This is a genomic window from Stenotrophomonas sp. STEN240 (genome assembly GCF_056756175.1).
On the sequence record NZ_JBRRBO010000001.1, the window covers coordinates 95,081 to 117,636 of the forward strand.

Here is a 22,556-nt window from a genome sequence, read left to right on the forward strand (position 1 = left end):
GGACAGATGCCATGACCATGACCCGTATGCAGCAGCTTCCTATTCACAATGGTCGTCCAGCCGTGCCGACGCAGCATTGGCTTGCGGCAGCGTTGTGGATGCTGTTGGCCTTGGTTGCAGCGGTACCTGCAGGCGCACAGAGCAGCGCAGGTGGCGAGGCAAGCAGTGAAGGATTGCTGCTGACCCTCACCAACAGCCCTGCGCTCGGTGGCGTCGATCTACCCGATGACTACTATGTTCCCGGTGGCGAGGTCAGCTATCAGTTGCGCGCTGCAAACAAAGGTACGGCTACGTTCCGTGGCCACTTGCAGACCAAGCTGCCGGCGGGCATGACCCAGGCGCGCTGGACATGCCAAGCTGATGCTGGAGCGCGCTGCCCAGCCGTGCAGGGCAGCGGTGCCGTTGATGCGCTTGCGCATCTTCCGGCAGGCAGCAGCCTGACCTATCAGTTGACGATAACGGCTCCAGCCGATTACCCAGGCAGTCACCAAGCCCTGGAACTGGAGGCCGCACTGCAGCCAGTCGAAGGCAGCAGCGGGCCGCGTTTGAGCGTGCGTGACAGTGACCGCGCGCAAGCCGATGCGGGCCTGCCTGCGCCCATCGCTCCAACAACGTCAGCTACCGATAGCGCGGGCGCACGCACAACCGCTGATCGCGCCACTCCGCGCGCTAGTGCGGGCCTGCAATCTTCGCCCAGCGGCCTGCGTTCAGGGCTGGGTGCCCCTCGGGCGCTCGCACTGGGTGGCCCTTTTGCCCAATGCAGCCCGGACATGTTCATCAGCCAGGCTCCGACCGGGCAGGACAACACCACTCTGTCGCGTGTCGATACCAGCTCCGTGCCATTCACCCTCGTACCGTTGGGTACCGGCAGCGTGCCGTACAACGCGGTTGGCTACCGGCCAGCGGACAATTTCCTGTATGGCATACGCATCGGCACCACCAGTCTGGTGCGCATCCACTCGGACGGCTCCACCGAGGTACTTGGAGCAGTCAGTGGGTTGCCGGCGCCGACCAGCCCGCCGGTAAACAACAGCTACAACGCAGGCGAAATCGGCACGGATGGGTTTCTTTATGTCAAAACACAAAATGTGGTCAGTGCAATCTATCGCATTGATCTGACCACGGTGCCAGGCACGGCAACCCGCATCAACCTGATTGGCGGCACCGTCAGTGGTGCGGACATGGCGTGGATCAATGGTCGGCTGTACACGGTCAACCAGAACGGCACGGTGGCCTGGATCAATCCCAGCACCGGCCAGGTCACCACGCTTCCGGTTGCCAATGGCACGCTGGGAAACGTTGGCGCATTGTTCGGCACACCTACCGCCTTGTATGGTTCGCGCAATGATCCGGGTGGCTTCTACGAGTTCGACCTGGCCACCGGCGCGGGCACGCGCTTGTCCGGCTCGCCGGTGGTGGGCAGCAACGACGGCGCCCACTGCGCGTCGGCTGAAATCGTGCTCGGCGTGGATGTTGGCGTCACCAAGACCAATACCCCGGCACAAGGCCCCAACGATCTTCCCAACGATACTTACCTGCCGGGGACGAACGTCGTTTACAGCATCGTGGTCAGCAACCGTGGCCCGATCGGCGTGCAGAACCTGCGTGTGCAGGATGCACTGCCGCCGGGAATCTCCACCGCCAGCTGGACTTGCCAGATAACCCAGGGCGCTGGTGAGTGCGGACAAAGCAGTGGCAGCGGCGCAATCGATGACCAGCTGGATCTCGAATTCGATGAAACCAACCGCATCGTTTCCCAGGCCACCTATACCTTGACCATGGCGGTGCCACTGGCCTATCCGCAAAGCCAGCCCATGCTGACCAACACCGCGATAATCACCCCGCCGAGCAACTACAGCGACACGACGCCCAACGACAACACCGCGACCGATACCGATCCCGCGCCGCAGGCCGACCTGTCGGTGGTCAAGGCCACCCCCAGCGCCAGCGTGCGTGTTGGCGACACCATTAACTACAGCTTGACCGCCAGCAACCTGGGGCCGGCCGACGTCAGCAATGCCGTGCTAAGCGATACGCCCAATGGCCGGCTCGACTGCCTCAGCCCCAGCACGCCACCGTCATGCAGTGCCACAGGTGCAGCGACCTGTCCGGCCGCGCTGAGCCGAACCGCGCTGTTTGGTACCGGCGTGATCATTCCCAGCTTGCCGGCCAACAACGGCACCGTAGTTGTCACCGTCAGCTGCCTGGTCATTCCCTGAGCAGGGCGGAGGATCGCTAGTGGTTGATGAGCAGATGGGTAAGCGCAGGACAGTGGCGGTGTTACGTCAGCTTCGGCAGCAGAAGATCACCGGCAGTAGCTTTACCGCTTTTTTCCTATGGAATTGCGGACGCGTTGATCCTTGGGCAAGTCGTAATCAGGCAGGGCGCTGGCCCAGAGGTTGCCGTGGGACCGGCCAGAATGCCTGCAGTGTGGCAATCGGCACCTGTCAGTGCCTTATCGCAGCTGGAGACCTATCGTGGAAAAAATCGGCGTTGGTGAGCGTGGCACTGTGAGTAGCGCAGCAGATGCGATGCGGATTACCGAAAGCTATGTGCGCATGGCTGCGCCCTATGTCTATTTCTGGGCATGGCCGATGGTGAATGTTCATAACCGCCGGCTGGTCTTCGACAAGGCGCCACAGCCGGGCCTGATGAATGGCGTACTGCCGTTGGCGCCGCTGAATACCTTGTCGATGCTGCACGATTACGTAAAACCCGAACAGCGCTGGGTGGCCTGTCCCAATCAGGACGTGGTGTACGGCGCCGGTGTCATCGCCCTGGACAGGTCGCCGGTGATCGTGCAGGTGCCTGACTTCGGCCAGCGCTTCTGGGTCTATCAGATGGTGGATATCCGCACAGACAGCTTCGCTCATCTTGGGGCGATGTATGCCAGCAAGCCCGGGTTCTATCTATTGGTTGGGCCCGACTGGCAGGGCGAGACGCCGGCCGGCGTGAACGAGGTCTTTCGTGCCGGCAGCGATACCGGAATGGTGATTCCGCGTGTGTTCCAGGATGACACCGACGAGGACCGGCAGGCAGTTCAGGACGTCATCGCACAGATCGATCTCTACCCGCTTGCGCAGTTCGACGGGACGATGAAACGCCATGACTGGAAATCGATTCCGAGCTTCGCACCGGCCGGAAGCAATGATGCCGGCGGCGAGACGCAGTGGGTGATGCCGCAAACCTTCTTCGATCAACTACCTTCGGTGCTGGCCGACGCGCGTCCACTTGCCGGTGAGCAGGCGCTGTATGCGCAGGCCTTGGCGCTGGTTGCGGCAATCCAGCAGGATGCTTCGCTCAAGGCCGCGGCTATCGAAGCAATTACGCAGGCCGATGCCGATGTGATTGATCCCTTGCTGCAGTTCCGCAATTGGGGCGTGCCGCGCAGCGAGCACTGGTCGACGGTAGACAATGGCGCCGCGTTCGGCACCGACTACTTCGCCAGAACGGCAGTAGCCAAATCGAACATCATGGTGAACACCGCCGAGGAGACCAAATACATCTACCAGGACCTGGACGGCGAAGGGCAGCGATTGAACGGCACCCATCGCTACCAAGTGAAGTTTTCTCCGGGCCAGACGCCGCCAGTCGATGGCTTCTGGTCGCTAACGTTGTATGACGCCAACCATTTTTTTGTTCCCAATCCGATCCAACGCTACTCGCTGGGGACCAAGAACAAAACCTTGAAGCTGGCAAGCGATGGTGCGCTGATCTTGTACGTGCAGGCCACCTCGCCGGGCGCGGCGCTTGAAAGCAATTGGCTGCCTGCGCCGGCGAACGCCGATTTTTCGCTGTTCCTGCGGGCTTATTGGCCCAAGCCGGAGGTTCTGGATGGGCGCTGGGCACCGCCAGCAGTCACCCGCATAGGCTGAGCTGTCGAGCAGCAGCGGGTTGCACAGAAGAATCGAAACTTTGGTCGCAAACCTATTGCTTCGCCCTGGTCCTGGCGCTCATGTTCCTTGCGTTGTTTACGCGTGGGCTCGGGCGCGCCGCGGACTTCGAACGGCTCTGGCGGTCCTTGCGGTCTCTGATCATTGCCGTAATTCCTCGCGGTGGGCGGCTGAGCAGGCCGAGCGGTGGTCGGCGCATCGCTGGCTGAGCCACCGCCGCTGACGACGGATATCTGGGCTCGCACACTAGAGAAGCATGTCGAGATGGCAGGCCCTCATGTGAAGACCTGCAGTGCGCAATGCTTGCGGTGGGCTATTGGCAAACAGACGGTCGCGCTGGGCAACGCCCTAGTCGGTGACCATCACCCACAGCCAGAAAGGGGCGCGGTGCTCGGCGAGAAACTGCTCCAGCCCGCTCAATCGGGCTGGATTAGCGCAACGGTGATCTACGGACTCACCAATCGGTGGGCGCATAGTCCTTCAGGAACTGCCCCCAGACATGCTCGCCGGTATTGAAGCCGTGGATGATCGGGTCGACGATGCGTGCGGCGCCGTCGATGATGTCCAGCGGCGGGTGGAAGCGTTCTTCCTGCACCTTGCGGGCGGCCAGGCCTGCCGGATCCTCGTCGGTTACCCAGCCGGTATCCACGCTGTTCATATGGATGCCGTCGTTCTGGTAATCGGCTGCCGAGGTGCGCGTCATCATGTTCAGCGCGGCCTTGGCCATGTTGGTATGCGGGTGACGGGTGGTCTTGAAGTTGCGGTAGAACTGCCCCTCCATCGCCGACACGTTGACGATGTGCTTGTCGCGCTCGGGCGTGGCCAGCATCAGCGGCTTCAGCCGCGCATTGATGATGAACGGTGCGATGGCATTGACCAGCTGTGTCTCCAGCAGCTCCACCGACGGAACTTCGGCCATGCGCAGGCGCCAGGAATTGCTGTCGCGCAGATCGACCTGCTGCAGATCCTGGTCCAGGCGCCCATCGGGGAACAGATGACGCTGGCCCAGCAGTTCATCGGCCAACAGCGGTACCTGCGACAACTCGGCGGCGCGGGTCAGCCCGTCGGCGCCATTGCCCTGCGGCGAGGGCAACGCAGCGGCGGCTGCCACCGGCAGCAGATCGGCGCTGCGCAGGCCTTCGTAGTTGCCGATCAACTTGCGGATCGTATCCGGCAGGCTCTGCACGGCAGCGGTTTCGCCGGCCATCATGTGCGCGTAGAACTGCGGCGGCCGGCGTACGGTCTGGCAAGCGTTGTTGATGATGAAATCCAAGCGCGTGCGGGTGGCCAACAGCTCACTGCAGAAGGCTTCCACGCTGGGCGTATGGCGCAGGTCCAGCCCGTATACCTGCAGGCGGTGGCCCCACACTGCGAAGTCGGGTTCTTCGGCGTAACGTGCCGCAGAGTCGCGCGGGAAGCGTGTGGTGACGATCAGCTCGGCACCGGCACGCAGCAGCTTCAGGCCCGCCTGATAGCCGATCTTTACCCGGCCGCCGGTCAGCAAGGCGACGCGGCCCTGCAGGTCTGCAGTCTCGGTGCGCTTGATGTAGTTCAGATCGGCGCAGACCGGGCACATCTGGTCATAGAAGTGATGCAGCTGGGTGAACTTCTGCTTGCATACATAGCAATGGCGCTGCTCGGGCGAGTGCACCGGCTCTTCAACTACGGCTGCACCTTCACCGTTGTGCGCGTCGTGCAGACCAGCGGCATGCGGCGGAAAGTAGTTCGGGGTGCTGAACACCGGCTTGCGGCGCAGGGCGCGGATGCCGGTCTGTTCAAGCAGCGCCTCGGACTTGCGCACCTTCTCCTGGTGGCGCTCACGGGCCTGCTTCTTCAGCATCTGCCGGCGTGCCTTCGGCTCGGGGTGGAAAACCTTGGCAACCACCTGGTGCAGGCGCACGCGGTCGGCTTCGGACAAGGTGTCGAGCATGCTGCGATCAGCTTCGATCGCCTCCAGCAGATCCAGCGCTTCGCGCAGGCGGTCTGACAGGAGCAGGGCAGGGTCAACAGGTGTGGCGATGGTGTTCAAATGACAATCCGGAAAGAGCGGCGGCAAGCCGTGGATGGACAGCAGAGCGGTGACCGCCTCGATGCGGGTCCATGCTGTAGCAGGCCGGGAGGGCGTGGCCGGGGGCAATTGTCCCAGATATCAGGGGGTTGGCGCCAATCTGCGGCCGCCAGGGGCAGCGCAGGCTGGTTTTTCGCTCTCGTGCGCGGCAGCGGTTCAGGCTGGGCGCGCAGCGGGAGCCGCGAAGCCACGATGGGCGACACAGCTGCCATCGGCGTTTGGCCCTGACCCGCGCTGGCCAACCCGATTTGAAAGCGAATGCCCGCGCTGGCGCCGTGTGAGCGCGGCGGAGTGGCCACCGTCGTACGTAGATGAACGAGCGGGGGCTGGAGCAGGGCATCCCTTGGCCGCAGATGAGGTTCAGCGCAGGCCAGGCGCTCCCTGTCTGCCTGCGCGCGGAATCCAAACGCTGGCCCCGGCAGCGCAGCCTTGGCAGCGCCGGCAATGCTGCCCATGGCTTGGCAGGAAGCGCCGGTTGGCGCGCTAGTTCGAGGCGCGCTCGGATTGGGGTACGCGGCGTAGTTTGCTTACTTCATAGCCCATTGCCTGGATGCGCTGCACGGCACTTTGATAGTCGGCTTCGCTGACCTGCGGGGTGCGCGCCATATACCAGACGTAATCCCGCTTGCTGCGCGCAACGATGGTCTGCGCGTAGCTGTCGTCCAGCCAGGCGATCACATATTCCGCCTTGATCGGCCAGATGAACTGCATGCCCCAGATGGCACCGTTGCCGTGCGCCTCCACCGTGCCGATAGGATGCATTGTCTTCTGCGCCGCATCGAAGCTGCCGTTGCGGTAGGTGAAGGTGGTCTGGATGCGCCCATCCGGGCGCAGCGCATAACGCTCCACTGCATCGAAGGCCTTGCGCTCAGGCCGTGACGGGATGTGCGCGATCACATACCAGTCGCCCATGAAGCGGGGAACGTCGACCGAATCGGGGCGGGGTAGCGGCCGCGTTTCCGTGGCGCTGCAACCGCTGCCGAACAGGGCCACGGCCAATACCGAAAGCAGGGAGACAATGCGCATGCTGCACCTCAGTTGGGCCGAAAAAGATAGTGCGCCACCAGCCATTCCTGGCCATCCGCATAGCCAAACAGTTCCGCGCAGGCCATCCAGAACATCCGCCAGCGTTGCCACCAGATCTTTGCATCGGCCTGCCCATAGGTGGCCTCCAGCACGGCCATCACTTCCACCCGTGCCGCATCCTGGTTGGCCAGCCAGAGGTTGGCAGTGCGCTGGTAATGTCTGCCGTCCAGCAGCCAGCGCTTTTCCAGGTGCAGGTCACGCTGGAAATGCAGCAAGGTATCCACCGACGGCATCAGCCCGCCGGTGAAGAAGTGCCGGCCCATCCAGTTGTCGCCACCGTCGGTCTCGAACGGATACATCTGGGTCCGGTGGGCGAAGATGTGCACGAACAACGCGCCATCAGGCTTCAGCCATTGTGCGATGCGCGAGAGCAGGCGCTCGTAGTTGCGCACGTGTTCGAACATCTCCACCGACACGCAGCGGTCGAAATGCGCCGCAGGTAGCTCCAGCTGGTTCACATCGCAGGTCAGCACCTCCACGTTGTGCAGGCCACGGAACTCGCACTGGGCAAGGATGTGCTCACGCTGGCTGTGGGAGTTGGACACGGCGGTGATACGTGAATGCCGGTAGTGCTCGGCCATCCACAAGGTCAACGAGCCCCAGCCGCAGCCCAGCTCGAGAATATGCTGGCCATCGCTCAGGCCGGCGCGTTGCGCATAGAGCGTCAGCATTTCCTCTTCGGCCTGGTCCAGGCTCTCCTCGCCGGTGGGGAAGTAGCAGCTGCTGTACTTGAGCTGTTTGCCGAGGCAGGCCTGGAAGAAGCCGGCGGGCACTTCGTAGTGCTGGCGGTTGGCCGCATCCACATGCAATGCCAGCGGGCTGCTGGACAGCTCGGCGATGCGCCGGCTGAAACGTTCCGACTGCGCCTCGACACCACCTTCGGTTTCCTCCTGCAAACGCTGCGTGCACAAGCGGCGGATACCTGCACGCAGTACGGCATCGGGCACAAGCCCACGTTCGGCCCAGACCACCATGCCGGTCTCGGCATCCGTGGTGGGGTGCAGTGATGCGCTGTCGGTCATGGCGAGTGCTCCTTGGAAGGCTGCGGAAACCAGGGGAAAAACATTGGCGTACTGCGTTGGTAGGCGCGGTAGTCCTCGCCACGGCTGCGCAGTGCCTGCTTCTCGGTGAAGGGGATGCCGCTGAGATAGCGCAGGAACAGATACATCAGCACGGGGCCGATCCAGGCCAGCCACCACAGTGGCGAACCCACTGCCAGCAGCGGGTAGGTGAACCAGTGCAGCCATTCAAAGAAATAGTTCGGATGGCGCGAGTAGCGCCACAGTCCGTCGCGGCAGGTGCGGCCACGGTTGGCTGGATCGGCGCGGAAGCGCGCCAGTTGCCTGTCGGCCAGAGACTCACCGGCAACGCTCAGCAGCCACACCGCTGCCGCTGCGGCAAGCCAGCCGTACATATACGTTTTCCGGTTCACTGCCACCGCGATGAAGGGCAGCGCGAACAGCAGGATCAGCATCGCCTGGGCCATGAAAAACCCGAATATCTTGCCTTGATGCCCCTGCCAATGTTCGCGCAGGTAGCGGTAGCGCCCGTCTTCCTCCTCGCTGCGCACCCTGCGCCACAGATGTAACGCCAAGCGGCTGCCCCACAGCCCAGCCAGTACGCCCAGCGCGGTACGCGGCAGCGCTGCACCGTTGCCCAGCAGCGCCAACAACACTGCTGCCATGGCCAAGCCCAAGGCCCACAGCACATCGACTACGCCGATATTGCGGTGCCGGCGTTGCCACAGCCAACCCCATCCCATCAGCACGACGGCGCCGGCCAGTACCCAGATCAGATCTTTCATGGCGAAACTCCACTGGCAGGGCGGTAGGTTGCAGTACGCGACCAACGGCGCGCCGCGCCACACAACAACGACAGGGCGATTCCCCAGCACACGCCGAGCAGCAGCACGCCGTGCCATGCCGGCAGCGAAAACCGCACCGCGTCGAAACCGCGCGCGGCGGACAGGTAGGCAAGCGGGGCCAGCAGCAGGCCAAACACCGCCGGCAGCACAGCGTGGCGCTGCAGGAACGCCATCGAGCCGGTGATCGTCATCGCGAACGCTGCCCACAGCGACAATATCCAGGGCGGAGGTGCCCAGCCCAGCGGCGCGGCGGCGTAGCGTACGCTGCCGGTGGCTGCCGCAAGGCCGTCCACCCACCATGCGCAGACCAAGGCCAGTGCCAGCAGGCGCAGATCCACCCGTGGTTGTGCCGAGCTGGCCAGCTGGCTGCCCACATAAAGCGTTGCCGCCAGCAGTGCCGGCCACTGCCAGCCGCGCCCGGCGCCGGCCACGGCGCATAGCCAGACAAGTTGGTTGCCGAGCAGGTTGGCCCACATGCGCATGTCAGCGCCGGTCCGTTGCAGTGTGTTCTGGCCGATGGCCAGGGCGCGCCAGCAGCAGGTGCGAGACGCCGATGGAGCGCTCCAGGAAGCCGCCTTCGCAGTACGCCAGGTAGAACTCCCACGAACGGCAGAAGCCGGCGCTGAATCCCTGCGCATGCACTGCGGGCAGCTGGGCCAGGAAGCGCCTGCGCCAGGCGCGCAGGGTCAGCGCATAGGAGTGGCCGAAGTCCTGCTGGGCAATCAGCTGCAGGTCGCTGGCGCGGGTCTTGGCGGCCATGATTGCGTTGATGGAGGGAATGAAACTGCCGGGGAATACATAGCGCTTGATGTAATCCACGCTGGACCGCGCCTGCTCATAGCGATGGTCCTCGATGGTGATGGCCTGCAGCAGCGCGACACCGGTGGGTTTCAGCAGGCGCTGCAAGGTGGCCATGTAGACGTCCAGGTATTCGGCGCCGATGGCCTCGATCATCTCGATGGAGACGAGCTTGTCGAACTGCCCCTGCAGGTCGCGGTAGTCCTGCATCAGCAGGGTGATGCGGTCTTGCAGCCCGGCGGCAGCGACGCGCTGGGATGCCAATGCATGCTGCTCTGCCGAGATGGTGGTGGTGGTGACATGGCAGCCATAGTGCTGGGCGGCGTGCAGTGCAAAGCCTCCCCAGCCGGTGCCGATCTCCACCACGCGGTCACCCGGCTGCAGGTTCAGCTGCTGGCAGATGCGGTCCAATTTGCGGGTGGACGCAGACTCCAGGGTGTCTTCTTCGTTGCTGAACAGCGCCGAGGAATACATCAGGTCCGGCGACAGGAACAACGCGAAGAAGTCGTTGCCCAGATCGTAATGGGCGGCGATGTTGCGCCTGCTGCCTTCGCGGCTGTTGCGGCGCAAACGGTTCCAGCCACGCAGCAGCCAGCCAGCAACGCGTGCCGGCCCGTGTTCCATCGCGTCCAGCAGGTCGCGGTTGCGCACCAGCAGGCGCACCAGCGCGACCAGGTCGTCGCAGTGCCAGTCACCGTGGATGTAGCTCTCGCCGGCGCCGACGCTGCCTTGTGCGGCAACCTTGCGATAGAACGCCGGGTTGTCGATGGTGACCGTGGCCTGCAGCGCGCCGGGCTCGCCCAACAGCACTTCGCCCATGCCATCGCGCACGCGCAGCTGGCCCGAGCGCAGCGGCGTCAGCTGCGCAAGCAGCCGTCGGCGCAGGAACAGATCGAGTGCGGTTGGGCGGGGCAGTGTGATCGAAGGGGTCATCTCGTTCATCGGGTTTTCTCGGCGGGGGACGGATGGTCGTAGACGGGGTTGCCCTTCAACCACAGTCGCAAGGCGTGCCAATGGATGGCGGCAGCCACCTGCATCGTCATCAGTGGATACAGCGCCAGTACCCGGGCCAGGCCGCGACCATCAAGCGGGCGGCGCTGCATGTGTTGGGTGGCGTCGAACTGGCGTATGCCGTCCTGCCAGACCTGCATATGCACATGCAGGAACTGCCCAGGCGCGCTGAAGCGCCAGTCATAGCGGCAGTTCATCGGCATGAAAGGTGAGACGTGGAAGCACTTGTCGAACTGCCAGCGCAGCGCATTGCCCTCGTGTGCGGCTGTGGCGACCGGCAGGACGTAGGCGTGGCGTTCCTTCCACGGCGTGTTGGTGATGTCGGCCACGATGCAGTCCAGCGTGGTGCCATCGGCCTGGTAGCAGTAGTAGAAGCTGACCGGATTGAAGACGTGCCCACCAAAACGCAGGTGCGTCAGCAGCCGCACGGGGCCCGCAGGGCGATGGCCGAGCTGCGGAGCAGCATGGTCGCGCACGGCGTCGGCCAGCGGCTGCGCCGGGTCACCGAAGTAGTCGCTGCGGCGGAACTGGGCCAGGTTGCGTCGGTTCACCGACCACAGCCAGCGCCGAGAGAACACCTCGTCCAGCTCATCCAGATCGAGCAGAAGCTGTGCCACCGGGTAGCGGAAGGCATGCGGCTGCGGCAGGTGGCGGCGGTGGATCACCTGCCCGAAGTAGAGCGCGCTGGCACTCATGCGAGCACCTCGGCGTGGCGCTGCGGGGCGCGAAGCGGCGTGTGGCAGCGCAGGGCATCCACCACGCGCCTGGCGCTGCGGATGCCGTCCTCATGGAAGCCCCAGCCCCAATACGCGCCGGCAAACCAGGTGTTGCGCCGCCCCTGCAGCTCAGCCCAGCGTTGCTGCGCGCGTACGGCGGAGCCATCGTGCACCGGATGGGCGTACTGCAGCCGGCGCAGCACCGTGGCCGGGTCGATGGCATCGCTGCGATTGAGGGTGACGATCAGCGGTGTGTCGCCGGGCAGGCCCTGCAGCAGGTTCATGCAATAGCTGACGGTGCACGGCGCGGTGCGGTCTTCGGGTACGTGCGCGTTCCAGGCCGCCCATGCCTTGCGGTTGCGCGGCAACAGCTTGGCGTCGGTATGCAGTACCACCTCGTTCTGCTGGTAGCGGATGGTGCCAAGCACGTCGCGTTCGGTGCGATCGGCATCGGCAAGCAAGGCCAACGCCTGATCACTGTGGCAGGCCAGGATCACCTGGTCGAAATCCTCGATGCCGGCGACGCTGTGCACGCGCACGCCGTCGGCAAGCCGCTCGACCTTGCTGACCGCACAGCGCAGGCGTTCTTCGACCTGCCAGCGCCGGCGCAGCGCCTCCACATAGCGTGCCGAGCCACCTTCCACCACGCGCCAGGGGGCGCGGCCGGTTGCCTGCAGCATCTGGTGGTTGGCCATGAACTGGACCAGGTAGCGCGCCGGGAAGTCCATGATTGTCGCGGTGGGCGAGGACCACAGAGCCGAGGCCATCGGCAGCAGGTGTTCCTCGACGAACGCTTCGCCATAGCGTTGCTGCCGCAGGTACTGGCCCAGCGAAGGGCCCTCCGGCTCGGACAACAGCGAAGGAGCTTCGCGGTAGAACCTGCGCAGATCGGCAAGCATGCCCCAGAACCGTGGCGACACCAGGTTGCGGCGCTGGCAGAACAAGCCATCCAGCGAGGTGGCGTTGTATTCCACGCCACTGCGCGCACTGTGCATTGAAAAGCTCATGGTGGTCGGCTTGGACGCCACCCCGAGTTCTTCGAACAATGCGCTCAGCAAGGGATAGTGCAGCTCGTTGAAGACGATGAAACCGGTATCCACGGCCATGCGGACCGATCCCACCTGGACGTCGTGGGTATGCGTATGGCCGCCGAAATAGTCATTGGCTTCGAACAGCGTTACCTGATGCTCGCCGTCCAGCCACCAGGCACTGGCCAGCCCGGCGATGCCCGAGCCGATTATCGCGATGCGCATGTCAGTGCTCCGCCTTTGCCAGCACCCAGGCCGGAATGGGTTTCAGGCCTTTCACCAGTCCCAGTGCGGCCATCACACGTAGCCCGTACCAGGTCATGTCCAGCTCCCACCAGCGGAAACCCTGGCGGACTGTGCCGGGGAAAAAATGATGGTTGTTGTGCCATCCCTCGCCAAAGGTCAGCAGCGCCAGCCAGAAATTGTTGCGGCTGTCGTCGCGCGTCTGGAAGCGGCGGCTGCCGAACCGGTGGGCGAGGGAGTTGATGGTGACCGTGGCGTGGAAGAGCAGCACGGTGGAAATGAAGAACCCCCATACCAGAAGCTGCATTCCCGATGTATGCAGGCCGGGAGCAACGCGCTCCAGCACGGCGCCCAGCCCATACAGGCCGCCGGCCAGCAGCAGCGGAACGACGGTGTCGAAGCGGTCCAGCCAGCGCAGTTCCGCGAACCGGGCCAGATCGGGGACGCGCTTCAGGTCGGTGGCAAAGGCGCCGCTGCTCAGGAACCAGCCCAGATGGCTGCGCCAGAAACCGCCCTGCAGCGGTGAATGCGGATCCTGCGGCTGGTCGGCGTGACGATGGTGGTGGCGGTGGTGTGCAGCCCACCACAAGGGGCCGCGCTGAACGCTGCTGGCGCCGATCACCGCAAAAACGAACTGCACGGCGCGTGGCGCCTCGAAAGTGCGATGCGAGAAATAGCGGTGGTAGAAGGCGGTTATCGCGAACATACGCACGGCGTACAGCGCGGCAGCCACGAGTACCGCCGTGGTGGATACGCCGACCCAGATCACCCCCAGGCAACCGACGTGCATCAGCACGAACGGGATCGCGCGCAGCCAGTCGATCCCAACTGCAGCGTCGGTCGTTGCGGGCTCGCCCGCGCCGGTATCGAACCAACGCTGCAGCGTGCGGATCAGGCGCGCTCGAGGGCGGGGCAGGGGCGCGGCGGCGTTCATGGCGGTGTCTCTTGGAGGTGCTTGCTGATCTGTACGTAGCAAGGCGCCCGTTGGATGCGCCCGCCGTGATCGATTTGCGACTTCACTCACGCGTAACGGAACAGCTGGCGACCAGCGGCTGGCTCCAGGCCTGCTGCCATTGCTCGAGCGAGCGTGGCGAGGCGGGCTCGCTGAAGCGCACCGTCACCGGGGGATAGTCGCCGCGTGCATCGCGCAGGTTGCTGGTGCCCTGGAACTGCAGCAGCCGGCGGTCGCTGTCCGCATAGATCAGCGCCAGGCGTGGTGCCATGCCGCCGTACCAGGCATCCAGCTTGACCTCGATGGAGTGGGCGGCGATGCCCTGCCAACGCACGGCCCCCCGGTGCAGAACTTTGATGGGATAGAAACGCTGGCGGCCGGGGACCAGGAACGGAAGACTGAGCGGCTCACCGCGCATCAGTGCCTGCCAGTGCTGGCGCACCGCCGCGTCGAACCCCGCATCGACGACAGCATCCGCTGGCAGCGCCACCGAACTGCTGCGGCGCGGCGCAGCGGCATCCTCCTGCCAGTCGATCCAGGCCCGGCCATCGGCGATGCGCACCAGCGCCGCCTGCCCGCTGCGCTGATCCTGCAATTGGTAGCCGCGCGCCGCCGGCAGTGCGCTGGCCGGCATCTGCTTTCTGGCGAACGGGCGCCCGTCCGGGCACAGGTATTGCACCCAGCGCTGCGCGCCCTCGCCACCGCTGCCCAGCCAATGCACCTCGCGGTAGCTCACCGTCCCCTGTGCGGTCGTGGCAACCCCCTCATTACGCAGCAAGGGGGCGGCAGCGGCCACGGGCGGGAGCCATAACAGCAACCAGAGCGTACGCATGGGCTTGCTTCCAGAAGGGCGGCAATCCCTGTACGTGTGGTGGCGGCAGACGGATGCAGGCCGTTGCTGCATCCAATCGCCGCCTCCGTCCGTAACGGATGACAGACCTTCACCGCCTGCCGCGAACGCTGATGTACCCTGACGCTGCCCACCTCACTTCCACCTTCCATACCGCACGCATCGTGTCCAGTTCCCAGCAGCCGAGCAGCGAGCCGACTAACTGGGCCAGCGACATGGACGGTGTGGCGCTGCGGCGTGACCGCGATTGCTTCATGCGCATCTACGATCACTTCATGCCGCGCTTGTGCGTCTACCTGCGTGGGCTGGGGTGCCCGGAATCGATTGCCGAAGAGCTGGCACAGGAATGCCTGCTGCGGCTCTGGCTGCGTGCGGCAGACTTCAATCCGGCCCAAGCTGCCTTGAGCACCTGGCTGTACCGGATTGGCCGCAACCTGCATATCGACCGTGTGCGTCGCGAGCGCAGCTGGATGCAGGTGCAGGCGGCGGTGGAGGAAGCCGCTGCCGACGACCCGCTCGAGCGCAGCAGTGCCGAGCAGTACGCCGACCAGGCGCGGCTGCGCCAGCGCATCAACGACCTGCCGGCGGTACAGGCAAGGCTGGTGCGCATGTCGTATTTCGAAGCCAAGAGCCACGCCGAGATCGCGCAGGCGCTGGGCATGCCGTTGGGCACGGTCAAATCCCATCTGCGGCGTGCGTTTCTGCAACTGCAGCTCAAGGTGGGGGGCGCACGATGAATCCGCATCACCATCTGCACGAATCCACCCTGATGAGCTACGCCGCAGGCGCGCTGCCATCGCCATTGAGCATCGTCGCCGGTGTCCATCTTGAGCAATGCCCGCACTGCCGGGCGCAACTGCGCCAGGCCGAAGCGATCGGCTCGGTACTGATGGAGCAGACGCAGCCAGCCCCGGCCACTGCAGAGCAGCGTCGCGCACAGCTGCGCGAGGCGATGCTCGCACAGTTGGCGGGCGAGGCCGGCCCCAGCGTGGAAACGGTGGGCCGGCAGCTGCCGAGGGAGCGCCCCGAGGCCGACCCGGACCACCTGCCGGTTGCGTTGCACCCGTATTTCGGCAGTTCGCTGCGCAACCTGCGCTGGCGCTGGATTGGCCCGGGCATGCATTGCATCCGTGCCGAGCAGATGCCATCGCTGATCATGCTGAAGATCGCACCCGGCAAATGCCTGCCGATGCACAGCCATGGGCGCAGCGAGTTGACGCAGATTCTGCGCGGCTCCTACAACGATGCGCTGGGCCTGTTTGCGCCAGGAGACATGGCGGACCTGGATGAGGATGTCGAGCACCAGCCGGTCACTGCGCCGGGGGTTCCCTGTATCTGTGTGTCAGCGCTGGATGCGCCGCTGGTATTCAGCGGCTGGCTGGCGCGCAAGCTGCAACGCTTCGTCAAACTCTGAAAGAGTGTCGCGCTGGTGGCAGGGCGATCTGAGGCTCTACTTGCGGCTTTTCTTGCTGTCCGTCCTGTCGGCAACCGACCAACGGGATATCAGCTGGTGCGGAAGAACATGGTTCACGATGACGCGCGCGGAGCCCTGCGTTCGGCGTATTTCGCGCAACAGGATATCGATGGCAGCGTCGGCCATTGCCGCTACCGGTTGGTGAATGGTGGTCAGTTCAGGCCATACCATGGTTGACGCTGACGTATCATCGAAGCCCACCACCGACAGGTCGCGCGGTACATCCAGGCCGCGTCGATGTGCCACCGACACCACCGCCGACGCCATGTCGTCGTTGCTTGCGAAGATGGCAGTGGGTGGGCTGCGCAGGGTGAGCAGGCGTTCGGCCGCTTCCAGGCCCGAGCGATAGGTGAAGTAGCCCGGCTGCACCAGCTTGTCATCGTAGGCGATGCCAGCTTCAGCCAGTGCATCCCGATAACCCTGCCAGCGATGCGCACTGGCGGTCTGGTTCGGGTCGCCCTTGATGTAGCCGATGCGCGTATGGCCGCGCTCGATCAGATGCGTGACCATGTCATGGCTGGCGCGGTGATCGTCGATGCGCACGCAGGAAATGCTGTCGCTGAAATGCCCCGATGCGATGGATACGACGGCAACGCCGGCCTGTGTGAACTCGGCGACGATGGCCTTTGACTCACACAGCGGCGGTGGCAGGATCACCCCGGCCACACTGTTGGAAAGCTGTCTTGCGGCGCCCCTGCGTGCCTTGGGGTCCAGCTCGTCCCAGGTGGCGATCACCAGCTGCGCCGCTGCTCGCGTCGATCCGCGCAATGCGCCGACCAGCAGTTCGCGCAGGTAGCTGGAGCTGGGGTTGGTATAGATCAACGCGATGCAGGTGTGCTGTGCCGCCGCCAGCGCACTGGCGGCCAGGTTCGGCCGGTAGCCGAGCTCGCGCACGCTGCGCATGACGCGCTCGCGGTTGCCATCGCGTACACCCGCATGACCGTTGATCACGCGCGATACCGTCATCGCCGATACGCCCGCATGCGCGGCGACTTCGTCGATCGTGATTGCGCCACCTTTTCGGCGCACCGATCTGCTGCTCTTCTTCATGCAATTGGTTCCATTTGATTCAATTACGGACCATCTGTAACGCCCGTTACCTGCGGGAAACCAAGCGCTGCAGTGCATTCCATGCCCCTGCCTATCGTTGTTCATCGCTTGGGAATAAGCCAGTGGACTCGCTTTGCTGCGCTGCACGGTGACAAGTGAGAACACAGGTGATTAGTCTGCGCTCCGACGCGATGGTAGCGCTACCACTGTACCGGGTGAGGCCGGTTGTCGGCTCGCCTTCTGCAACTCGCGGTCATACCAGCAAGCTTGGAACACGTTTCAGACGCAGTGCGCTTGGGGGGCATTGCGATGTTCGGTTTGGAAGACGGGCCTCGCCCGTGCGTGCCCCTGGGAGGGGGTGGTACATCCATTCGATCGTATGTCAGAGAGAGGACATTCATGAGCGCTTGCACTTTTCGTAGTACTCCAGACCCGAGGATCGGTTCATGAGCCGGAAGTTGACGAAGTTCAAATCCAGAGCCATGTTCACCTTCGTCGGGGGTGTGCTGGTCATCAATCCTGCGTTCGGACAGGAGGCGCCGACGCCGGCACCGGTTGCAGCGCAGGAACAGGCCCAGCAGAAAGCCACGCAGTTGGACGCCGTGCAGGTAACCGGCATCCGCAACAGCCTCAGCCAGGCGATGGACATCAAGCGCGACTCGGCGGGTGTCGTCGATGCGATCAGTGCCGAGGATATCGGCAAGTTTCCCGATACCAACCTGGCCGAATCACTGCAGCGCATCACTGGCATCTCGATTGAGCGCCGCGATGGTGAGGGTGCGCAGGTAACCGCACGCGGCTTTGGCCCGCAGTTCAACATGGTCACGCTCAACGGCCGCCAGATGCCGGGTGCCGATGCGTTCGGTGCATCGGGCCAGGTGGCCATCGGCGGCGTCGATGGCGGCACCCGCGCGTTCAACTTCGCCCAGTTGGCGGCCGAGGCCATCAACGGCATCGAGGTCTACAAGACCAGCCAGGCGCAGGTACCCAGCGGTGGCATCGGCGCCACCATCAACATCCTGACCGCGCGTCCGTTCGACCATGAAGGGTTCGTCGCCAACGCCGGCGCCAAGGTGGTCTCGGACCAGAGCCAGCCGTTCGACAACGACCTGACTCCGGAACTGTCCGGCATCTTCAGCTACAGCAACCCGGAAAAGACGTTCGGCGTCAGCCTCAGCGCGAGCCAGCAGAAGCGCAAGGGTGGCTCGGTGCAGGCCACCGACAACTATTGGAACGTGCAGCCGTGGACCGGCACGATGCCGGGCAATCCAACCGTGGTGAACGCGCCGGCGATCGGCCAGTTGTACGGGCGCCCGAATGATCTGCGCTATGCGTTCTCCGAGTTCGAGCGCGAGCGCGTCAACGGCCAGGCGGTGCTGCAGTTCGCACCGATGGATAGCCTGACCCTGACCCTGGATTACACCTATTCGACCAACGAAATCACCGAGAATCGTGGCGAGCAGGGCATGTGGCTGCAGAACAGCAACTACACCAATGTCGAGTTCGACACCAGCGGCGCGGTCGCCACGCCGATCTACATCCGTGAGATCGCCGGCACCAAGGACTTCGGCCTTGAGCAGCAGCGCAGCATGCAGAAGTACAAGTTGGGCTCGTTGGGCTTCAATGGCGTATGGGATGTCAGCGACCGGTTCAAGCTCAGCTTCGATGCGCACAACTCGAAGAACGAAAGCCGGCCCAACGATCCGCTCACCGGCGGTGGTTCCATCTTCATGAGCATCGCGGGCACCAACAACTGCACCAGCGGTCCACATTGCGGTGGTTCGTGGGTGCAGGAACTGAATTTCAACAACGGCCTGCCGGTGGGTACGCAGACCTGGTACCCCAGCACGGCCGATGCCGTCGCCGGCACCAACGGCGTGGTAAACCCGGGGTTTGCAGCAGGCGAGATCGGCTCACAGGTGCTGCGTGTCAACGCGCAGACCCAGATCAGCGAGATCAAGCAGGCGCGGGTGGACGGTGAGTGGAGTTTCGATCAGGGTCGCTTCCAGTTTGGCGTGGACAGCAACAAGTCATCGACTCATCGCATCCAGGCCGCCGAGGCCTATTCCACCCTGGGTGACTGGGGCGTGGCCAATGTCGACGGCGACACCGCCGGCGGGCTGATGGACCTGCTGCAGCCGGTCAGCATCGTCGGCTTGTTCGACGACTACAACGCCAACAGCTGGTCGGCGTGGCGCGGCAATGCCGGCACTCTCGCGCAATGGGCTGCCAGTCAATATGGCGTAGGCCTTGGGGTAAGCCCGCAGCGTGCCGCCGATAACCGCGTGGAAGAAAAGACCAGATCCGCGTACTTCCAGGTTGAACTGGATGGTCAGCTGGGTAGCATGCGCACCAATACCCGGCTGGGCGTGCGCTACGAAACCACGGATGTGGTATCGACGTCGGTCATCGCCATCCCGGAATCGATCGAGTGGCAGTCCAACAACGATTTCCGCGTGGTGCTGTCCGATGAGCAGCAGCCTTTCAGCGAGAAGGCCAAGTACAGCTACATCCTGCCAAACCTCGACTTCAGCATTGATATCACCGATGAGATCAAGGGCCGCGCTTCATTTGGCAAGAGCATTGCACGTGCACCTTATGGCAACCTCTATGCAGGGCCCGGCGCTCAGCAGCCCTTCGGCTCGGTGTTGATCGATCCATCGTCACGGGCCAGTGGCAACGCACAGAATCCGGCCTTGAAGCCGCTGGAATCGGACAATCTGGACCTGGGTGTTGAATGGTATTTCGCCGACGCCAGCTATGTGTCGTTGACGTACTGGAACAAGTCCGTAGACAACTTCATCGGTAACACCATCGTGCAGGAGAGCTTGTACGGACTGACCGATCCGACCTCCGGGCCGGATGCCCAGGCGGCATTGGCCTTCCTCACCAGCGCGGCCTGCGCTACGCAGGTTGGTGCAGCCAACGCAGCGGCATGCTCGGCCAACGACACGTCGCTGTTCACCGCGCTTGCGCTGCTGCGCAACAATCCAGCCGGGCTGGGTGCCTACAACGGTACCGATGCGCAGGTGCTGGCCACCGAAGCGGCGTATGACCTGCACGGGCAGGCCAATGATCCGTTGTACCTGTTCAACGTCAATCGGCCGATCAACCAGAATCAGTCCAAGCTGCATGGCTGGGAACTGGGTGGCCAGTACTTCTTCGGCGACACCGGTTTTGGCGTGCTTGCCAACTACACCATCGTGCGTGGCGACGTCGGCTACGACAACGGCGGTGACCCGAGCATCGACCAGTTCTCGCTTACCGGCCTGAGTGACACCGCCAACGCCATGCTGATGTACGAGAAGTATGGCTGGTCGGTGCGCCTGGCCTGGAACTGGCGTGACCAGTACCTGATCCTCGCCAACCAGGGTTCAAGCCGAAATCCCTACTATGTCGAGGAGTACGCGCAGTGGGACCTGAGCGTGAACTACGCGCTCAATGACCACTGGTCGTTCGGCCTGGAAGCGATCAACCTGACCGGTGAGGATGTGCGTTGGCGTTCACGCACCTCGCAGATGATCGTGAAGCTGGCTGACCAGAGCCCGCGCTACATGCTGGGTGTCCGTTACAAGTTCTGAGTCGGCTGACAGAAGGCCCCCCGCAGGGGCGTCACCGGTACCGCTGCGCGAGCAGCGGTACCTTTTCCAGGTGCGTCGAACCACGCGTGCCTGCACACGGTCCGCGCGCCGGCGGTAACATGCCAGCGCACGGCTCCCGACCTGATTGGAAGACAGCATGGCCCGCTACGAATTGCTCAACAACATCGCCCATCGCGAGCTGCGGGTAGCGACCGGCTTTGGGCCCGAGTTTGGCGACGAAGTGGGAATGGTGCCGGCTTACCCCAGTGAGTTCGCCGAACTGCAGCGGGAGTACCCGATCTTCCTGCGCAGGGACGCCGCAAGCGGAGCATGGCAATCGGTCGCCCTGCTGGGTTTCGAGCAGCACGAGAATCTGTTCCTGCAGGAAGGGCGCTGGAATGCCTCCTATCTGCCGGGGGCGGCGGCAAAAGGGCCGTTTCTGATCGGCTTCCAGGAGGACTGGGTGGATGGTGAACTTGTCCAGCAAGCGGTAATGCACGTGGACCTTGATCACCCCCGCGTGAATACCGACGCCGGTGAGCCGGTATTCCTGCCGCAAGGTGGCAACAGCGCGTACCTGGATCACATCGCAGGCGTGTTGCGGGGTATCCATGACGGCAATGCGTTTGGCACAGACATGTTTGCCGCGCTCGATGCCAAAGGTCTGATACAACCGATCAAGCTCGACGTGCAGATCGACCAGCAGCACCGCGTGGGCGTCAATGGCCTGCACGGCATCGATCGGGACAGACTGGCGTTGCTGGACGGCGCGGACCTGCGCGAGCTCAATGGCGCCGGCTATCTGGAGGGCGCCTACCTGATGCTTGCGTCGTTGCACAACATGCGGCGGCTCATCGCTGAAAAGCAGCGCCGCCTGCGCACGCAGGAATCCGCTGTTTCGACCACCAGGAATTGAACCGTGCTTCACGGCATGCCGATGCGAACGCTGGAAGGCCTTGATGCAGATGCGCTGCCGTTGGCGGCATTGGCAGCGCAGGGACAGCCGGTGGTGCTCAGGGGCATCGCGCGCAACTGGGGTTTGGTGCAGGCAGGACTGCGCTCCACCCAGCACGCGTTTGACTACCTGCGCGGTTTTGATGCCGGCGTGCCCCTGCAGTATTCGTTCGGTGGCCCCGAGATCGAAGGCCGCCCGTTCTACAACGCTGATTTCACGCAACTGAATTTCGAAGTCCGGCGCGGGCTGCTTGCGCAGGTACTCGATGAAATCTCACAGAACCTTCTGCTTCCGCGGCCGCCAACCTATTACGTCGCCTCGCTGCTGATCGAGCGGGCGCTGCCCGGGTTTGCACAGGCCAATGATGCGGGGCTGGCCGGGCAGGGAATCGATGCGTCGGCCAGCATCTGGATCGGCAATCGGGTAACCGCCTCCTGCCATTACGACACCCCGGACAACCTGGCGTGTTGTGCGGTGGGCCGGCGCCAGTTCACCTTGTTTCCGCCTGCACAGATCGACAATCTGTATCCGGGGCCGCTTGAACCGACGCCGGGCGGGCAGGTGGTCAGCGTGGTCGATTTCGATCGCCCGGATTTCGAGCGCCATCCACGCTTCCGCCAGGCACTGGCCACCGCGCAGAGCGCAGTGCTCGAGCCCGGTGACGCGATCTTCATTCCCAGCATGTGGTGGCATCACGTGCGCAGCCTGGAACCGTTCAACGTTCTGGTGAATTACTGGTGGCGCAGTTCGCCGGCGTTCCTGGGCGTGCCGCTGCCTGCGCTGCAGCATGCGATGTGGGCAATACGCGACCTGCCGGCGCAGCAGAAACAGGCGTGGGCAGCGATCTTCGACTACTACGTATTCGGTCCTGGCGGGCGGGCAGGGCAACACCTGCCCGAAGCTGCCAGGGGCGAGCTTGCACCTTTCGACGAGACGCAGGCGCGGCGTATGCGTGCCATGTTGCTGGGCCGACTCAACCGCTGACAG

Annotated in this window: 18 protein-coding genes; 7 read left to right on the forward strand and 11 right to left on the reverse strand. The window is 63.9% G+C overall.

The genetic code is table 11. The features are described 5' to 3' along the window. Window positions 1-11 precede the first annotated feature (11 nt). Both ACVOKO_RS00440 and ACVOKO_RS00445 read left to right on the forward strand, forming a co-directional pair. A complete protein-coding gene (locus ACVOKO_RS00440) occupies window positions 12-2,219 on the forward strand; it encodes a DUF6923 family protein (protein ID WP_346496204.1) in 2,208 nt (735 codons plus the stop codon). Window positions 2,220-2,531: 312 nt separating this feature from the next. Beyond that, window positions 2,532-3,875, forward strand: coding sequence for a DUF1254 domain-containing protein (locus ACVOKO_RS00445; protein WP_346496206.1), 1,344 nt, complete (start codon window positions 2,532-2,534; stop codon window positions 3,873-3,875). Between the two features lie 472 nt (window positions 3,876-4,347). Here the strand turns inward: ACVOKO_RS00445 and ACVOKO_RS00450 are convergent, their stop codons facing one another. From ACVOKO_RS00450 to ACVOKO_RS00495, 10 genes are all read right to left on the reverse strand, one after another. Next, window positions 4,348-5,922 (reverse strand): SDR family NAD(P)-dependent oxidoreductase, encoded by a 1,575-nt coding sequence (locus ACVOKO_RS00450; RefSeq protein ID WP_346496208.1) that lies wholly within the window; start codon window positions 5,920-5,922, stop codon window positions 4,348-4,350. Between the two features lie 522 nt (window positions 5,923-6,444). Further along, window positions 6,445-6,987 carry a lipocalin family protein gene (locus tag ACVOKO_RS00455; protein ID WP_346496210.1) on the reverse strand — a complete coding sequence of 181 codons (543 nt, stop codon included), beginning with the start codon at window positions 6,985-6,987 and terminating at the stop codon, window positions 6,445-6,447. An 8-nt stretch (window positions 6,988-6,995) separates the two neighbouring features. Further along, entirely contained in the window at window positions 6,996-8,069 is a 1,074-nt protein-coding gene (locus tag ACVOKO_RS00460; protein ID WP_346496212.1) for an SAM-dependent methyltransferase, read from the reverse strand. After that, window positions 8,066-8,851 carry a DUF1295 domain-containing protein gene (locus tag ACVOKO_RS00465; RefSeq protein WP_346496214.1) on the reverse strand — a complete coding sequence of 262 codons (786 nt, stop codon included), beginning with the start codon at window positions 8,849-8,851 and terminating at the stop codon, window positions 8,066-8,068. Before ACVOKO_RS00465 ends, ACVOKO_RS00460 begins: the two co-directional genes overlap by 4 nt. Then, complete coding sequence (locus tag ACVOKO_RS00470) at window positions 8,848-9,393, reverse strand: DUF2878 domain-containing protein (protein ID WP_346496216.1); 546 nt, start codon at window positions 9,391-9,393, stop codon at window positions 8,848-8,850. Before ACVOKO_RS00470 ends, ACVOKO_RS00465 begins: the two co-directional genes overlap by 4 nt. A 1-nt stretch (window position 9,394) precedes the next feature. After that, window positions 9,395-10,651: a class I SAM-dependent methyltransferase gene (locus ACVOKO_RS00475; protein WP_346496218.1), complete on the reverse strand. Its 1,257-nt coding sequence runs from the start codon at window positions 10,649-10,651 to the stop codon at window positions 9,395-9,397. Continuing rightward, window positions 10,648-11,415, reverse strand: coding sequence for a DUF1365 domain-containing protein (locus ACVOKO_RS00480; protein ID WP_346496220.1), 768 nt, complete (start codon window positions 11,413-11,415; stop codon window positions 10,648-10,650). Before ACVOKO_RS00480 ends, ACVOKO_RS00475 begins: the two co-directional genes overlap by 4 nt. After that, the gene (locus tag ACVOKO_RS00485) at window positions 11,412-12,689 is read right to left on the reverse strand and encodes an NAD(P)/FAD-dependent oxidoreductase (RefSeq protein ID WP_346496222.1); all 1,278 of its coding nucleotides are present in this window, start codon (window positions 12,687-12,689) and stop codon (window positions 11,412-11,414) included. Before ACVOKO_RS00485 ends, ACVOKO_RS00480 begins: the two co-directional genes overlap by 4 nt. A 1-nt stretch (window position 12,690) precedes the next feature. Further along, on the reverse strand, window positions 12,691-13,641 hold the full coding sequence (locus ACVOKO_RS00490; RefSeq protein WP_346496224.1) for an acyl-CoA desaturase: 951 nt from the start codon (window positions 13,639-13,641) through the stop codon (window positions 12,691-12,693). An 82-nt stretch (window positions 13,642-13,723) separates the two neighbouring features. Further along, window positions 13,724-14,491: a hypothetical protein gene (locus tag ACVOKO_RS00495; protein WP_346496226.1), complete on the reverse strand. Its 768-nt coding sequence runs from the start codon at window positions 14,489-14,491 to the stop codon at window positions 13,724-13,726. A gap of 131 nt (window positions 14,492-14,622) precedes the next feature. Between ACVOKO_RS00495 and ACVOKO_RS00500 the strand changes: the two genes are divergently transcribed. Together ACVOKO_RS00500 and ACVOKO_RS00505 are read left to right on the forward strand one after the other, a co-directional pair. Next, window positions 14,623-15,246 carry a sigma-70 family RNA polymerase sigma factor gene (locus tag ACVOKO_RS00500; protein WP_346496228.1) on the forward strand — a complete coding sequence of 208 codons (624 nt, stop codon included), beginning with the start codon at window positions 14,623-14,625 and terminating at the stop codon, window positions 15,244-15,246. Further along, the gene (locus ACVOKO_RS00505; RefSeq protein WP_346496230.1) at window positions 15,243-15,923 is read left to right on the forward strand and encodes a ChrR family anti-sigma-E factor; all 681 of its coding nucleotides are present in this window, start codon (window positions 15,243-15,245) and stop codon (window positions 15,921-15,923) included. Before ACVOKO_RS00500 ends, ACVOKO_RS00505 begins: the two co-directional genes overlap by 4 nt. A gap of 36 nt (window positions 15,924-15,959) precedes the next feature. Here ACVOKO_RS00505 and ACVOKO_RS00510 read toward each other — a convergent pair whose 3' ends face one another. Continuing rightward, window positions 15,960-17,033: a LacI family DNA-binding transcriptional regulator gene (locus ACVOKO_RS00510; RefSeq protein WP_346496232.1), complete on the reverse strand. Its 1,074-nt coding sequence runs from the start codon at window positions 17,031-17,033 to the stop codon at window positions 15,960-15,962. Window positions 17,034-17,479: 446 nt separating this feature from the next. Between ACVOKO_RS00510 and ACVOKO_RS00515 the strand changes: the two genes are divergently transcribed. The 3 genes from ACVOKO_RS00515 (at window position 17,480) to ACVOKO_RS00525 (ending at window position 22,553) form a co-directional block, all read left to right on the forward strand. Continuing rightward, on the forward strand, window positions 17,480-20,614 hold the full coding sequence (locus ACVOKO_RS00515; protein WP_346496234.1) for a TonB-dependent receptor: 3,135 nt from the start codon (window positions 17,480-17,482) through the stop codon (window positions 20,612-20,614). Between the two features lie 157 nt (window positions 20,615-20,771). Then, window positions 20,772-21,530 (forward strand): SapC family protein, encoded by a 759-nt coding sequence (locus ACVOKO_RS00520; RefSeq protein ID WP_346496236.1) that lies wholly within the window; start codon window positions 20,772-20,774, stop codon window positions 21,528-21,530. Between the two features lie 15 nt (window positions 21,531-21,545). Then, a complete protein-coding gene (locus ACVOKO_RS00525; RefSeq protein WP_430980680.1) occupies window positions 21,546-22,553 on the forward strand; it encodes a cupin-like domain-containing protein in 1,008 nt (335 codons plus the stop codon). Window positions 22,554-22,556: the final 3 nt, after the last annotated feature.

Excerpts from the sequence above, each read along its gene's own strand:
- ACVOKO_RS00440 (WP_346496204.1), top strand. The coding sequence starts at position 12 with ATGACCATGACCCGTATGCAGCAGCTTCCTATTCACAATGGTCGTCCA.
- ACVOKO_RS00445 (WP_346496206.1), top strand. The coding sequence starts at position 2,532 with ATGCGGATTACCGAAAGCTATGTGCGCATGGCTGCGCCCTATGTCTAT.
- ACVOKO_RS00455 (WP_346496210.1), bottom strand. The coding sequence starts at position 6,987 with ATGCGCATTGTCTCCCTGCTTTCGGTATTGGCCGTGGCCCTGTTCGGC.
- ACVOKO_RS00460 (WP_346496212.1), bottom strand. The coding sequence starts at position 8,069 with ATGACCGACAGCGCATCACTGCACCCCACCACGGATGCCGAGACCGGC.
- ACVOKO_RS00465 (WP_346496214.1), bottom strand. The coding sequence starts at position 8,851 with ATGAAAGATCTGATCTGGGTACTGGCCGGCGCCGTCGTGCTGATGGGA.
- ACVOKO_RS00470 (WP_346496216.1), bottom strand. The coding sequence starts at position 9,393 with ATGCGCATGTGGGCCAACCTGCTCGGCAACCAACTTGTCTGGCTATGC.
- ACVOKO_RS00475 (WP_346496218.1), bottom strand. The coding sequence starts at position 10,651 with ATGAACGAGATGACCCCTTCGATCACACTGCCCCGCCCAACCGCACTC.
- ACVOKO_RS00480 (WP_346496220.1), bottom strand. The coding sequence starts at position 11,415 with ATGAGTGCCAGCGCGCTCTACTTCGGGCAGGTGATCCACCGCCGCCAC.
- ACVOKO_RS00485 (WP_346496222.1), bottom strand. The coding sequence starts at position 12,689 with ATGCGCATCGCGATAATCGGCTCGGGCATCGCCGGGCTGGCCAGTGCC.
- ACVOKO_RS00490 (WP_346496224.1), bottom strand. The coding sequence starts at position 13,641 with ATGAACGCCGCCGCGCCCCTGCCCCGCCCTCGAGCGCGCCTGATCCGC.
- ACVOKO_RS00495 (WP_346496226.1), bottom strand. The coding sequence starts at position 14,491 with ATGCGTACGCTCTGGTTGCTGTTATGGCTCCCGCCCGTGGCCGCTGCC.
- ACVOKO_RS00500 (WP_346496228.1), top strand. The coding sequence starts at position 14,623 with ATGTACCCTGACGCTGCCCACCTCACTTCCACCTTCCATACCGCACGC.
- ACVOKO_RS00505 (WP_346496230.1), top strand. The coding sequence starts at position 15,243 with ATGAATCCGCATCACCATCTGCACGAATCCACCCTGATGAGCTACGCC.
- ACVOKO_RS00510 (WP_346496232.1), bottom strand. The coding sequence starts at position 17,033 with ATGAAGAAGAGCAGCAGATCGGTGCGCCGAAAAGGTGGCGCAATCACG.
- ACVOKO_RS00515 (WP_346496234.1), top strand. The coding sequence starts at position 17,480 with ATGAGCCGGAAGTTGACGAAGTTCAAATCCAGAGCCATGTTCACCTTC.
- ACVOKO_RS00520 (WP_346496236.1), top strand. The coding sequence starts at position 20,772 with ATGGCCCGCTACGAATTGCTCAACAACATCGCCCATCGCGAGCTGCGG.
- ACVOKO_RS00525 (WP_430980680.1), top strand. The coding sequence starts at position 21,546 with ATGCCGATGCGAACGCTGGAAGGCCTTGATGCAGATGCGCTGCCGTTG.